The sequence below is a fragment of the Rothia sp. 32237D007AR genome (genome assembly GCF_053544675.1).
The window spans coordinates 312,767-326,658 of the sequence record NZ_JBPPUO010000001.1; the positions used below are offsets into that span (position 1 = coordinate 312,767).

Below are 13,892 nucleotides of genomic sequence, written 5' to 3' on the forward strand. Positions count from 1 at the left end.
AGTTTTGGTGAGCCTACGGGGCTAGTTGTGCCCGGCGGGATTGCATGGAGGCTGAGAGCGAGGCACCGAGCAGAATCATGCGGAAGGTACGCTCTGCTGAGTCTGTTAGGAGCTCTTCACCATTGACGAGGGCATCTTCAAGGTCCATGGGCAGGGGAATAATCGAGGCAAAAGCGTCGATACCGGCATCGTGCACACGGTAGGCCTTTTTGCCAATGGAACCAGCTAAGGCGAGTACCGGGGCGCCTGATACCTGGGCGCGGGAGGCGATTTCTGCTGGTACCTTGCCCTTGGGGGTTTGAAAGTCGATGGCGCCTTCTGCGGTGACCACCAGATCTGCCCGGCGGATTTCTTCGTCCAGGTTGATACCTGCTAAACCAGAATCGATCAGGGCCTCAAAGCGCGGGGTGAGCTCTGCACCGATGAAAGCTAAACCAGCGCCCAGGCCGCCGGAGGCGCCGGTACCTGCCCCGGTGCGGAAGTCCACATAGAGTTTGCCGTCGGTCATGTTCTGGTAGGTTTCTTCCAGCAGATCTGCCCAGTGGGTGAGGGCCTGATCGAGCTGTTCGACCTGCTCTGGGGTGGCCCCCTTCTGCGGGCCAAAGACGCGGGCAACTCCCTGAGGGCCGGTAAGAATATTGTGTTGGTTCAGTGCAAGAACAATCCTCACCTGAGAAAGGCGGGGGTGCAGGCCGGAGTAGTCGATGGATGCTGCTTCAGCCAGGTGGGCCCCGCCTAGGGGTATCTCTTCCCCGGCCTCGTTGAGGATGCGAGCGCCTAAGGCTGAGAGGGCACCTGCACCACCATCGGAGGTGCCTGAGTCCCCGCAACCTACTAGTACGGTGTGTACGTCCTCCTGATCCAGTGCTGCTGCGATGAGTTGGCCTACCCCGTAGGTGGTGGTTTCAGCGGGGTTGCGTAAATCCTTGGGTACCAGGGACAGGCCGGCTGCTGCTGCCATTTCGACGACAGCAACGCCTTCCTGTGCCCCGCCGAGTAAGGCGTAGTGGGAGCGAACTTCTTGATTCACTGGGCCGGTGACTTTGGTGTGGATCAGTGTGCCGCCGGTTGATTTTGCCAGCATTTTGGCGGTGCCTTCTCCGCCGTCGGGAATGGGCATGGTGACGGTGTTGACGCCGGGGATGACGCGGCGGATACCGGAGGCGATAGCATCGGCTACAACGTCTGCTTCAAGGGAACCCTTGAACCCAGAGGGGGCAATGAGGATGCGCTGAGGGATAGAGGTAGTCATGGTCTTTCTCCTTATGTGGTGTTGTTTAGAGGTAGAGGGGTAGGCCAAGGGCTGGCCAGATATAGAAGGCAAATCCGGCAATGAGTGCTGCATGAAGCGGCGCCAGCCAGGCCGAAAGTTTGAGGAGGTCTGCTGGGGTATAGGTGGGGTGCCCGTCGATGGAGGCGAAAAGGGCAACTGGTTTGGCGCTGGAGGTCAGGGTGTGGCAGAAGCCTGCGGCTGCGGTTGAGATGAAGGCTGCTGCGACCGGGTTGACGCCCAGGGGGATGGCGGCAGTGATGATGAGGGGCACTAGCACAGCTGAGCGGGCAGAGCGGGACTGGATGACCAGGTGGGCCACCGTGGAGAGGGCAATAACGAGAAGGACGAAGGCTGCTGCTCCGCTGCGTCCTAGCCCGGCAACTGGGGCGAAGATTGATTCTGCGAGCCAGGTTGCTGCCCCTGATTCTGAGAGGGCGGTACCGATTGCCAGGGTGGTGGCCATAAAAATGAGCATGGGCCAGGGGGCTTTTTTGAGGGCTGCTGCTAGTTTGACTGATCCGAAGTGGGGGGCGCTGGCAGCTAGGGCACCGAGGATGGCAACAATCACTGGGTCTACCCCGTGGATGGTTTCGGTGCACCAGAGCAAGATGGCAAGAAAGAGCACTAGCGCCATGTTTTTTTCCGCTGGGGTAAGTGCGCCTTGTACCGGGGTTGCATCGTCGGTTTCGAAGTCTGTTATATCGATTTGGAGCTTGGTGGGGGCATCATCTTTGGTGGGGAAGAGCAGGAAGACTAGCTCAGTGACTAGGAGTGAGGCGAGCAGGCCTAGGCCTGAGCCTAGTATCATCCACTGTAGAAAGCCGATGGTTTCTAGCCCGTAGGCTACCAGGATTTCTGCGGTGACGAGGTGGGCACCTGCGCCGATAAAGCTGGCAACGGCTGAGACCAGGATGGTGGAGGGAGCTAAGATGCCTAGGGCCTTGACGAGTTTGGGGCGGTCGGGCATGGCGTCGGCCACGGCCAGGTAGATGGGCAGGGCGAGGGCTGCCCGCCCGGAGGGGGAGGGCACCAGGTAGACGGTGAGGAAGAGGGCTAGGTTGTAGAGGTGGGCTAGTTGGCGCGGTGTTCGGGCTAGGGATACGAGCCTGGCGGTGAGGCGGCGGGTGAGGCCTGAGGCGGTAAGAGCTTGAGCCATCACTACGGCTGCTACCAGTAGCCAGACTGCGCTAGTTCCTAATGAAGCGGTGAACTGGTCGGTGCTGATGATGCCTGTTAGGACCAGGGCGACTGCTGCTGCGAGGGAGATATAGGTGTCTGAGAGGGGGCTAAAGACCCAGGCCCAGATGGCGAGGGTGAAGATGGCTAGGGTGAGGGCACCTTCTAGGGTGAGTTGTGATGAGGTGAGCCCGGTCAGTGCGGTGGCGGTGATGAGCAGTACGGCAATGAAGAAGGATGCCAGGAGTTTACCGGTGATGAAGCTGGGTTTGATGATTGTTAGTGGCGCGGTATCGGTAGCCGGTTGAGGGTTAGGTGCGGTGGTGGATGTGTAGAGAAGTTTCATACGAATCGGTAGCCTGCCCCTCGAACGGTCACGATGTAGTCTTCGCCAATTTTTTTGCGGAGGGCGCGGATGTAGACGTCGACGATGTTGGAGTTGGGGTCAAAGTCCATGCCCCATACTTGCCCTAGGAGTTGCTCCCGGGAGAGCACCTGGTTTTTGTGGCGCATGAAGGTTTCTAGTAGGGAGAATTCGCGGCTGGTGAGTTCGGTGCTGGCCCCTGTGATGGTGACTTGGCGGGTGAGTACGTTGAGGATGAGGTCGCGGTGGGTGAGTGTGGATGCGTTGGTTTCTTCTCGGCTGGTGTCGAGTAGGCGTAGGCGGATGCGGGCTAGGAGCTCTGCGAATTGGAAGGGCTTGGTCATGTAGTCGTTGGCGCCGTTTTCGAGTCCTTCGAGGGTGTCTGAGACGGAGTCGCGGGCGGTGAGCATGATGATGGGTGTGGTGATCCCTTCAGCTCGTAGGGATTTCATGATGGTGAACCCGTCCATGCCGGGCAGCCCTACATCGAGGATGATTAGGTCGAAGTCGCTGACTTTGGCGAGGGCGTAGGCGGAGCGGCCTTCGTCGATCAGGGTTGAGGTGTAGCCGGCTGATTTGAGGCCTTTGACAATGAAGGATGAGATGCGTGGGTCATCTTCAACGATCAGGATATGGCTCATGGCGGTGTTTCTTTCTGGTGGTGCGGTTGGTGTGGAGGCTTTTTATTTAGTCCAGCTGGGGTAGCGTACGCTGGAGATGTTCTCTGCTAGGGGGTCGGTGTCGTCCTTGCCGCTTTCGGTAGCGGGCTCTGCTGGGAGGCTGATGCCGAAGATAGCTCCGATCTTGTTATCTGGTTGGGCTATCCAGACTGAGCCGCCGTGGGCTTCTGCAATGGAGCGGACGATGGCTAGCCCTAGTCCGGCGCCTACGGAGTGTTTCTTGGCGGTGGCGGGGTTTTTGGCGTTGTTGCGTTTGAAGCGTTCGAAGAGGGTGGCGGCGTCTTCTTCGCTGACGCCGGGGCCTTGGTCGCGTACCCAGAGTTTGAGTTCTCGTTTTTTGCCGGTGTCTTCGAAGGCTGAGCCGATGGAGATGGTGGTTCCTTCGGGGGAGTATTGGGCGGCGTTGGCGCAGAGTTGTACGAGGGCTTGGGTGATGCGCTGTTCGTCGAGGTTTACTTCGCCTTCTGCGATGTCTGAGATCATCCAGCGGTGGTCGGTAAAGGCCTGAACTTTTGAGTCGAGGGTAATCATGAGGTCTGCGACGTCAACGGGGTGGGGTGAGACGAAGTTGGGGCGTTCTGATTTGGCGAGGGTGAGTAGGTCGGCGACGATGCGTCCCATGCGTTCTAGTTCGTCGTCTACTAGTTGGAGGGTTTGGTCTTGTTCTTCGGTGCGGTCCATGAGCTCAAGGTGGCCGCGGACGATGGTGATGGGGGTGCGCAGTTCGTGGCTGACGTCGTCCATAAATTGGCGTTCGATCATGGCTGATTCCTCTAGTCGGTCGAGCATCTGGTTTGAAGGTGTGGCCCATGGCTGCTACATCGTCGTCGCCTTTGACGGCGACTCGGCCTGAGAAGTTTTTGTCGTTGATTTCTTGGGCGACTGCGCGCAGGCTGCGGATGGGTTTGGTGATGCGTCCTGCAACGAGCCAGGCGATGAGTATGGTGGCTGCTAGCCCACCGAGGCCTACCCAGATCATGGTGATGATGGTGTGTTGGACTTCGTCGAGTTCGGGTTGGATGTATTCGACCACGATAAGGTGGCCGGTGTGTGCGCCGGTGTCGGTGGTGAGGTTGATTTCGACTGTGCCCCAGTGGACGGGGCCAGCTGGGGTTTGGGCGATCCCGGAGGTTCTATTGTTGCTGGTGATGGTAGTTAGTAGGTCCCTGTCGTGGTGGAGGCGGTAGCCGCTGTTGTCGGCGAACTGTTCTTGTTCGTCGATGAAGATCACTTGTTGGGGTGTGATTCCGATGAGTTGTTCGCTGTGGCCGGTGTATTGGCGGGAGACGAAGGCTGTGAGTAGCTGGTTGAGGTCTTCGAAGGGTGCTGCGGTGGTGGGGTCTACTCCGATTTCAGCGAAGTTGCGGAACTCTGAGATTTCGCTTTCTGCACTTGCTGCGGCGTTGGATCCTACTTCGCTGATGAGGATTTCTCGCACTGTAAAGATGAGCCCGGTGATGATGAAGGCTGTCACTAGGACCATCCAGGCAACGATGCGAAGCCGGACTGAGCCTGTGCGCTGGCCTTGGGTGCCAGAGGGATGTGCTCTGCGGTGTTTGGGGTGGAGCTTGCGGAGGGGGTTAGTCATCGTCGCCATCGTCATCGAGTTCGTAGTCATCGTCTATGTCATCGTCATCATCTGCCGGTGCGGGGGCCGGTGCTGGGGGCTGTTCGATGATGGCGGGGGCGGGCGCGTGTTCAACTACCGGGGGTGCGGGGGCTTCGACCATGGTGGGTACCTGGTCTATGAGCTGGGTTGTACCTGCTGCCTCTTCGGGGGCGGCTTCTTAGGTGGGGGCAATGTGCTCAGTGACGGGTGCTGTTGCTGGCTGTGAGGCTGGATCCTGGTTCTGTGCTGATGGTGTAGCAGAGGGGGTGGCAGATGAGCTTGGGGAGCTGGTGCGGTCTAGGACGATGGGGGCTGTTTCTTCCCCTAGTTGGCCTTGGAAGCTGATGAGAAGGGCGAGGGCAGCTACCGTCCCGACAGCTGCTAGGAGCAGAGTTCCGAACATGTATTTCTTGAGCATGTTTCTAGTGTGTCAGCTGTCTTTAAAAGTTCTGTGAGTCTCTCATTAAGGTTTTTTCATGTTGGGGTGGGTGTTTCTCTTGCTGGTTGTGTGTGAGCGCGCGATGATAGTAAGCGGGTATCACTAACCGATACATTTTGTATAATTATGTCTGAGTGTGCATAATTATTTATAGAACCTGCGGGAACACCCCGCCCCTGAACGCCACATATCAAGGAGCACCATGAAAGAGCGTATCGTCCTAGCCTACTCAGGCGGTCTCGACACCTCCGTCGCCATCGGCTGGATCGGCGAAGCAACCGGCGCAGAAGTTATCGCCGTTGCCGTTGACGTAGGGCAGGGCGGCGAAGACCTGGAAACCATCCGCCAGCGCGCCCTAGACTGCGGTGCCGTTGAAGCCTACGTTGCAGATGCCCGCGATGAATTCGCCAACGACTACTGCATGCCCGCTCTCAAGGCCAACGCCCTCTACATGGACTCCTACCCCCTGGTATCGGCTGTCTCCCGCCCCGTCATCACCAAGCACCTGGTAGCTGCCGCCAAGCAGTTCGGTGCTACTACCGTTGCCCACGGCTGCACAGGTAAGGGCAACGACCAGGTCCGTTTCGAAGTTGGCATCCAGACCCTGGGCCCTGACCTCAAGTGCATCGCACCTGTGCGCGACCTAGCTCTGACCCGCGAGAAGGCTATCGACTACGCAGAGAAGAACAACCTGCCGATCGTCACCACCAAGAAGAACCCCTTCTCTATTGACCAGAACGTCTGGGGCCGCGCGGTTGAAACCGGCTTCCTCGAAGACATCTGGAACGGCCCCACCAAGGACGTCTACGACTACACCGACGACCCCACCTTCGCACCCACCCCCGACACCGTGGTCATCTCCTTCAAGGAAGGTATCCCTGTTGCTATTGACGGCCAGGCTGTTACCCCCCTTGAAGCTATCGAAATCATGAACCGTCGCGCAGGCGCCCAGGGCATCGGCCGCATCGACATCGTTGAAGACCGCCTGGTCGGTATTAAGTCCCGCGAAATCTACGAGGCTCCCGGTGCTATGGCCCTGATGGCTGCTCACAAGGAACTTGAAAACGTCACCATCGAGCGTGAGCAGGCCCGCTTCAAGAAGATTGTTGGCCAGCGCTGGACCGAACTGGTCTACGACGGCCAGTGGTTCTCACCGCTGAAGAAGTCCTTGGACGCCTTCATCAACGACACCCAGAAGATGGTCAACGGCGATATCCGCATGGACCTGCACGGTGGCCGCGCCGTAGTCACCGGCCGCAAATCAGAGACTTCCCTCTACGACTTCAACCTGGCCACCTACGATGAAGGTGACTCCTTCGACCAGTCCATGGCCCGCGGCTTCATCGAGCTCTTCGGCCTCTCATCCAAGGTCGCTTCAGCCCGCGACCAGCGCCTGGGCCTCTAAACCCAGCCTTGCTTCAGCCGCCCCACCCCGCGCGTCCTCGCCCACCTCTAGGGTAAGGACGCCGGCGGGCGGCTTTTGCCGTATATTCCCCACGATTTTCTCAACTCCGCAAAGGTAAAAACATGTCAGCTGAAAAGCACGGTACCAATGACGGCGCTCTATGGGGCGGACGCTTCGCAGGCGGCCCTTCTGAGGCGCTCGCTGCCCTGTCGAAGTCAACCCAGTTCGACTGGCGTCTGGCTCCTTATGATATTGCTGGTTCTCGCGCTCATGCGCGGGTGCTGGCGAAGGCTGGTCTGCTCACTGAGGATGAGCTGACCGGTATGATTGCTGCCCTAGACCAGCTTGAAGCTGATGTGCGTTCTGGTGCTTACACCCCGGCTGAGTCGGATGAGGATGTGCACGGTTCCCTGGAGAAGGGGCTGATTGAGCGTGCTGGTGCCGATTTGGGTGGTAAGTTGCGTGCGGGCCGTTCCCGTAATGACCAGATTGCTACTTTGGGTCGCATGTATCTGCGTGACCATGCTTCTATTATTGCTGCTGGTGTGATGAGCACTATTGATGCTTTGATTGCCCAATCTGAGGCTCACCCTTACGCGCCTATGCCTGGCCGTACTCATTTGCAGCATGCTCAACCTGTTTTGCTTTCCCATCAGCTTCTGGCTCATGCGTGGGCTCTTTCTCGTGACCTTGACCGCCTGCTGGATTGGGATAAGCGCGCCGCTGTTTCTCCTTACGGTTCTGGTGCGCTTGCTGGTTCTTCCTTGGGGCTAGACCCTGAGGCTGTTGCCGCTGATTTGGGTTTCAACTCTGCAACCCACAATTCGATTGATGGCACTGCTTCTCGTGACGTCTACGCTGAGTTCGCCTGGATTGCGGCCATGATTTCGGTGGATCTTTCTCGTATCTCTGAGGAGATTATTCTCTGGGCTACTAAGGAATTCTCTTTTGTGACCTTGCATGATTCTTTCTCTACTGGCTCGTCGATTATGCCGCAGAAGAAGAACCCTGATATTGCTGAGCTGGCTCGTGGTAAGGCTGGCCGCCTGATTGGTGATCTTACCGGTCTGCTGGCTACTCTTAAGGCTTTGCCCTTGGCTTATAACCGTGATTTGCAGGAAGATAAGGAGCCGGTCTTTGATGCTATTGACCAGTTGGAGGTTCTGCTGCCTGCTGTTTCGGGCATGATTGCTACCTTGACTTTTAACACTGACCGTTTGGCTGAGCTTGCTCCTCAGGGCTTTGCTTTGGCCACGGACGTTGCCGAGTGGCTGGTGCGCGAGGGTGTGCCTTTCCGTGTGGCTCATGAGCTGGCTGGTGAGGCTGTGCGCGTCTGCGAAGAGAAGGACTGTGAGCTGTGGGATCTATCGGATGAGGATTACCTGGCTATTTCACCGGCTTTGCATGCGGGTGTGCGTGATGTGCTGACTGTTGAGGGTTCTTTGAATTCTCGCAGCGCCCAGGGCGGTACTGCACCGTCTGCTGTTGCCGCCCAGTTGGCTGCGCTTAAGAGTGAGCTTGAGCCTGCTCGTGCTTTTGCTGCCCGCCCCCAGGTCATCAGCTAGGGTCGAGACATGGTTAAGTCCCTTGATTCTTCTTTGCCTCTTGCGCAGCAGATTCCTGCTGCTTGCGCGCAGATTCAGGACTTCCCTAAGGAGGGTATTCTCTTCTACGATGTTACGACCTTGTTCGCGAACGCGCAGGTTTTTCGTGCTTCTATGGAGGAGCTGGCTCAGCGTTTTGAGGGGCAGTTCGATATTGTCGCTGGTGTTGAGGCGCGCGGCTTTTTGATGGCTTCAGCTATCGCTTATATTGCTGGTACTGGCGTCATGACCGTGCGTAAGGCAGGTAAGTTGCCGCGCGATACCTATATGAAGGAATACTCTTTGGAGTATGGTCAGGCTGCGATTGAGATTCATAAGGACGATATCCCGGCCGGTTCGCGGGTGTTGATTGTTGATGACTTGTTGGCTACTGGTGGCACTCTTGAGGCTGCTACCCGCCTGATGGAGATGGCTAACTTGCAGGTTGCTGGTATCGGTGTGCTGTTGGAGTTAGATGGCCTGGGCGGACGCGGGCTGCTGGCCGGTCACCGCTTGGAGGCTTTGTCTCTGGTGGCTGAGTAGAGGCTGGCCCGCTCATAGCACCCCTGTTTTTATGCGTAGTAAGCTTTTTGTTTCCTGCACTACCGTTGCGCTGTTCGGTTTGGCTGCCTGTGGTTCTGACGGCGGTCAGGCCGAATCTAGCGAATCACCAACTACTGAGGTGACTAACTCAGTAACCGCATCGGTGTCTAATCTTCTGCAACAGCTGTAGCTACCGAGCCAGCCAGTACATCGGGCTCCTTCGGCTGTGGCATCACTATGGGAGGGCTCAGCGTAGTATGCGAGACAACGTCTCAAAGCACCGCGCTTGATGTTGGCACCGTTATTAACTTCAACGGAGTCTCCTGCCAAGCTGTTTCTGCCGATTCCATCACGTGCATTGGCACTGATGGCGCAGGTTTCACCATTTCACCTGATGGAGTGACCCAGCCCTAGCAGCATTTCTGAGCGGACGGCCGCCCTCCCTCGATAGGGGAGAGGGCGGGCGTCCTTTCTTTTTGTCAGGCTGTGCAGGTAGAATGGAGGGCTTGAATTTTCCGCGATGAAGGGTTCCCTCTTGACTGAGAACACAACCGCAACCGGTGAGCAGACTGCCGCTGAAAAAGCCTACGAGGCTCAGCTGGTGGGTGAACGAGCCTATGTGGGTAGGCTCTATGCCCGCCTTGATGAGCTGCGAGAGATTAATGAGAAGAAGCTCAAGAGCACCCGCAAGAATCAGGCTGTCGGTAGTCACCAGAACCGTTCAGAGCGTGATGCTTACGCCCAGCATTATGAAGACCGCCTGGCCCAGTACAATGCGGTTGACCACCGTCTAGCTTTTGGCCGCCTTGACCTTGATGATGAGGCGATCCGCTATATTGGCCGTATCGGTCTTGCTACTGAAGAGCACGAGCGTCTACTCATTGACTGGCGTGCCCCTGAGGCTGGCACCTTTTATCAGGCTACTGCGTTCAACCGGCAGGGTGTGCGCCGCCGCCGTCATCTGATGCTAGAGCGCCGCGAGGTCACCGGTTTTGAGGATGACGTTCTTGATTCAACCTTGCTTGATGAGGGCGAGGAGAACCTGCACGGTGAGGGGGCCCTGCTGGCGGCTCTTAACCGTAAGCGCACCGGCCGTATGGGTGATATTGTGGCGACAATTCAGGCAGAGCAGGACGCCATCATCCGCGCTGATCTGGCAGGGGTGCGCGTGGTGCAGGGCGGCCCTGGTACCGGTAAGACTGCTGTGGCTTTGCACCGTGCAGCTTATCTGCTCTATACCTTCCGCGAGCGTCTGAACAATGCGGGTGTCCTGGTAGTTGGCCCTTCTGCCTCTTTCATGTGGTACATCGAGCGGGTGCTTCCTTCTTTGGGTGAGACTGGTGTGGTTATGTCTTCTCTGGCTACCTTGTACCCCGGTATTAAGGCTGTGCCCGAGGCTGACCCGGCTGTCGCCAAGATTAAGGGCGATCTGCGTATGGCTGAGGTTATTAAGAAGGCTGTGGCTGACCGTCAGAAGGTGCCGGCTCAGCCCGTAAAAATGTATGTGGATTCCACCGCTATTGAGCTGACTCCTGGCATGGTTAAGCACGCTCGTGGCACTGCGCGCTCTACCGGCAAGCCCCATAACGAGGCCCGCGAAACTTTTGTGAAGGTGTTGCTGAAGGAGCTGACGCACCAGCTTAACGAGAAGCTGGATGCTGCTGCCGGTCACGCGGTTGACCGCCCCTACCTGGAAGATGACGTACGAGCCTCCATGGATGTCCGCCGGGCTGTTAATCTTGCCTGGATGCCTCTGTCCCCTGAGACTCTAGTGCGCTCGCTTTTTTCTAAGCCGGAGTATCTGCGTAGTGCGACTGTGGGCGTCCTGACGGATGCTGAACGTGATGCTTTGGCGCGCGCCGCTGATCTGCCCTTTACTGAGTCTGATGTGCCTTTGCTGGATGAGGCTGCTGAATTGTTGGGTGATTTTTCTAAGGTTGCTGGTGCTGGGGCTGTTGCCCGTGCTGAGGCTGCCCACCAGGCGAATCTTGAGAATGCTCGTAAGGCCCTTGAGAATGTGGATCAGCAGTTGGCTGATATGGGTGTGGACGGTGTAGTAACCGCCGAGCAGATTGCTGAGCTGAATGAGGAGCGCGGCGAGCGTATGACCGCTGCCCGTGCTGCGCAGATTGACCGCACCTGGGCTTATGGGCATGTGGTGGTTGATGAGGCTCAGGAGCTGTCACCTATGCAGTGGCGTCTGCTCATGCGTCGGTGCCCTATGAAGTCTTTTACGATTGTTGGCGATATTGCGCAGGCTTCTTCTGCAGCGGCTTCACAGTCGTGGGCGCAGGCGCTTGAACCTTTTGTGGGGGAGCGTTTTACCTTAGATGAGCTGACGGTCAATTATCGTACTCCTGCCCAGATTTCGGATGCGGCGGTGGCGGTTGCTCGTGCTGCTGGCCTGGATATTTCTGCCCCGCGTGCTGTGCGCGAGGGCAATTGGGCGCCGTCTGCTCGTATTGTGGGGCAGGACGGGCTCTACCCGGCTGTGGTGGCTACGGTCAGTGAGGAGCTGGAACAGGGCGCCGGTGGCCTCATTGGTGTGATTGTTAGTGAGGAACGCTACCGCGAGACTGCCCTAGCGATTGCTGCTCAGCATCGGGGCAAGCTGGGTACTTCGGCTTCTGCCCTGGAGCACCAGGTGCTGATTCTGACTCCGTGGGAGGCTAAGGGCCTTGAATTCGATACTGTGATTATCGTTGAGCCTAATGATTTGGTGCGCGCGGCCAATGGTTCGGTGGGTGATTTGTATGTTTCTATGACCCGCCCCACCCAGCGTTTGTATCTCTTGGCTTCCAGTGAGTTGCCGGCCGGTATTGAGGTATCTGCTTAGTAGCAGTCTGGTACGGTGGTGCATGGTAGATGTACCGATTTTTTATAAGAAACTAGTCAGGAGTAACCGTGTCTGAAGAGACTCTTGCAGCTCAGCACAACGACGATTCCTTTGAGAATATCTGGCAGGAATTGAAGTGGCGTGGTTTTGTGCACGTCAGTACCGATGAAGAAGCCCTTGAGAAGGCGCTGGCTGAAGAGACTGTGAACTTCTATATCGGTTATGATCCCACTGCTGCTTCCTTGCACTTGGGGCACCTGGTTCAGTTGCTGTTGATGCGCCGTTTGCAGCTTGCTGGTCACCGCCCCTTTGGTTTGGTGGGTGGTGCTACCGGTCTGATTGGTGATCCCCGCCAGACTTCTGAGCGTGTGCTCAACTCCCGCGATGTAGTTGAGGGCTGGGTGGCTCGTTTGCGTGGCCAGATTGAGCGTTTCTTGTCTTTTGAGGGTGAGAATGGCGCGCAGATGGTTAATAACCTGGACTGGACGAGTGAACTGTCTGCTATCGATTTCCTGCGTGAGATTGGTAAGAATTTCCGTGTGGGCACCATGATTAAGAAGGAAATCGTGGCGAAGCGTCTGAACTCTGATGAGGGTATTTCTTACACCGAGTTCTCTTACCAGATTCTGCAGGGCAACGACTTCCTGGAACTTAACCGCCGTCACGGTGTGACCTTGCAGTGTGGTGGTTCTGATCAGTGGGGTAACTTGACCAGTGGCACTGAGCTGGTGCGTAAGGTGACCGGTAAGAGTGTTCATGCTCTGGGGACCCCGCTCATTACTAACTCTGATGGCACTAAGTTTGGTAAGTCTGAGGGTAATGCTATTTGGCTTGACCCTGAGATGTGCTCACCCTATGCCTTCTACCAGTTCTGGTTGAATACTGCTGATGCGGACGTGGCTGATCGTCTGAAGATTTTTACTTTTAAGACTCGTGATGAGATTGCTGCTTTGCAGAAGTCTGTTGAGCAGGAGCCTTTCAAGCGTTTGGCTCAGAAGACTCTGGCCTTTGAGGTTACTTCTTTGGTTCATGGTGTTGAGGCTACCGAGAAGGTTATTGCTGCTTCTGAGGCTCTTTTTGGTAAGGGCGATTTTGCTTCTTTGGATGAGGCTACTTTGAAGGCTGCTACTGCTGAGTTGCCTCATGCGGTGTTGTTTGCTGATCAGTTGGATATGGTGACTGTGCTGACTGAGACTGGTTTGTCTGCTTCTAAGTCTGAGGCTCGTCGCACTCTTAAGGAGGGCGGGGCTGCTATCAATAACGTCAAGGTTCAGGGTGAGGACGCTGCTTTGGTTGAGTCTGATTTGCTCTTGGGCAAGTATGCGGTGGTTCGTCGCGGTAAGAAGAATATGGCTGTTGTTGAGGTAGCCCGGTAAAGCTTATGGCTTTGTGAGGCTTTTTGCCTGTTCTACTGATGATTGAGTCAGTAGAAATGGTGCGGACGCCCGCCCCAGCTTTTCCCCTGAGGTGGGGGAGGGCGGGGCGGGCATTTATTGTTTCTACTTGTCAGAGCTGGGAATCAGGGAGGGCCTAGGGAGAGCGCACTGGGCTACTGTCTTCTGGGGTTAAAAATTTTTCCAAAATATTTTTGAAAGATTTAACCTGGTTGTTTACTAGGGGAAACACTTTCATGTAGGCAGGTTTGAGGGGGTTTTTGCGGTGGAATTGGCCCAACTGGGGTTGCGGGCCTGAAAAAACCTGCGTAAAGTATAACGAGTCGCTGAGGCGCGGGGAACCGGCCGGGAGCGATAAATAATCGAATAGTGCACCACAAGTTGAGTCGATAAAGACTCCCAGGGATAGTCAATAGAACTGGTTTTCGGGTTTGAAGCTAAGGCTTCGAAATAAAGAAAAGAGCTTGTGGCCATCGTCATGCTCTGAAGAGTTGCGATGATGAAAAAAGCATTATAGACTAAATGAGTTGCCCAAACGGGTAACACACAAACATGAGAATGACCGATACGAAACACCGGCCAGTGAAACA

Annotated in this window: 13 protein-coding genes; 5 read left to right on the forward strand and 8 right to left on the reverse strand. The window is 56.5% G+C overall.

Features of this window, described 5'->3' with window-relative positions; translation table 11 throughout:
• Positions 1-13: 13 nt before the first annotated feature.
• Genes ACED87_RS01465 through ACED87_RS01495 form a run of 7 tightly spaced genes read right to left on the reverse strand, consistent with a single transcriptional unit; the run spans position 14 to position 5,520 of the window.
• Positions 14-1,252, reverse strand: coding sequence for a glycerate kinase family protein (locus tag ACED87_RS01465; protein ID WP_449081887.1), 1,239 nt, complete (start codon positions 1,250-1,252; stop codon positions 14-16).
• A gap of 25 nt (positions 1,253-1,277) precedes the next feature.
• Complete coding sequence (locus ACED87_RS01470; protein ID WP_449089502.1) at positions 1,278-2,795, reverse strand: SLC13 family permease; 1,518 nt, start codon at positions 2,793-2,795, stop codon at positions 1,278-1,280.
• Complete coding sequence (locus ACED87_RS01475) at positions 2,792-3,454, reverse strand: response regulator transcription factor (protein ID WP_449089503.1); 663 nt, start codon at positions 3,452-3,454, stop codon at positions 2,792-2,794. The genes ACED87_RS01470 and ACED87_RS01475 overlap by 4 nt, the downstream gene beginning before the upstream one ends.
• A 42-nt stretch (positions 3,455-3,496) precedes the next feature.
• Entirely contained in the window at positions 3,497-4,255 is a 759-nt protein-coding gene (locus ACED87_RS01480; protein ID WP_449089504.1) for a sensor histidine kinase, read from the reverse strand.
• Positions 4,179-5,111: a HAMP domain-containing protein gene (locus ACED87_RS01485; RefSeq protein WP_449089505.1), complete on the reverse strand. Its 933-nt coding sequence runs from the start codon at positions 5,109-5,111 to the stop codon at positions 4,179-4,181. Before ACED87_RS01485 ends, ACED87_RS01480 begins: the two co-directional genes overlap by 77 nt.
• Positions 5,074-5,223, reverse strand: coding sequence for a hypothetical protein (locus ACED87_RS01490; protein ID WP_449081892.1), 150 nt, complete (start codon positions 5,221-5,223; stop codon positions 5,074-5,076). Before ACED87_RS01490 ends, ACED87_RS01485 begins: the two co-directional genes overlap by 38 nt.
• 57 nt (positions 5,224-5,280) lie before the next feature.
• Positions 5,281-5,520: a hypothetical protein gene (locus ACED87_RS01495; protein WP_449081893.1), complete on the reverse strand. Its 240-nt coding sequence runs from the start codon at positions 5,518-5,520 to the stop codon at positions 5,281-5,283.
• Positions 5,521-5,743: 223 nt separating this feature from the next.
• On the opposite strand from ACED87_RS01495, the gene ACED87_RS01500 reads away from it, so the two are divergent.
• From ACED87_RS01500 to tyrS, 5 genes are all read left to right on the forward strand, one after another.
• Positions 5,744-6,946: an argininosuccinate synthase gene (locus tag ACED87_RS01500; RefSeq protein WP_449081895.1), complete on the forward strand. Its 1,203-nt coding sequence runs from the start codon at positions 5,744-5,746 to the stop codon at positions 6,944-6,946.
• Positions 6,947-7,068: 122 nt separating this feature from the next.
• The gene (argH, locus tag ACED87_RS01505) at positions 7,069-8,511 is read left to right on the forward strand and encodes an argininosuccinate lyase (RefSeq protein WP_449081896.1); all 1,443 of its coding nucleotides are present in this window, start codon (positions 7,069-7,071) and stop codon (positions 8,509-8,511) included.
• A gap of 9 nt (positions 8,512-8,520) precedes the next feature.
• Positions 8,521-9,072 (forward strand): adenine phosphoribosyltransferase, encoded by a 552-nt coding sequence (locus tag ACED87_RS01510; RefSeq protein WP_449081898.1) that lies wholly within the window; start codon positions 8,521-8,523, stop codon positions 9,070-9,072.
• Between the two features lie 520 nt (positions 9,073-9,592).
• Positions 9,593-11,908 carry a HelD family protein gene (locus ACED87_RS01515; protein WP_449081900.1) on the forward strand — a complete coding sequence of 772 codons (2,316 nt, stop codon included), beginning with the start codon at positions 9,593-9,595 and terminating at the stop codon, positions 11,906-11,908.
• Positions 11,909-11,976: 68 nt separating this feature from the next.
• Positions 11,977-13,284 (forward strand): tyrosine--tRNA ligase, encoded by a 1,308-nt coding sequence (tyrS, locus tag ACED87_RS01520; protein ID WP_449081902.1) that lies wholly within the window; start codon positions 11,977-11,979, stop codon positions 13,282-13,284.
• Positions 13,285-13,536: 252 nt separating this feature from the next.
• On the opposite strand, the gene ACED87_RS01525 is transcribed toward tyrS, so the two are convergent.
• A partial coding sequence (locus tag ACED87_RS01525; protein WP_449081904.1) for a hypothetical protein occupies positions 13,537-13,892 on the reverse strand: 356 nt, incomplete at its 5' end.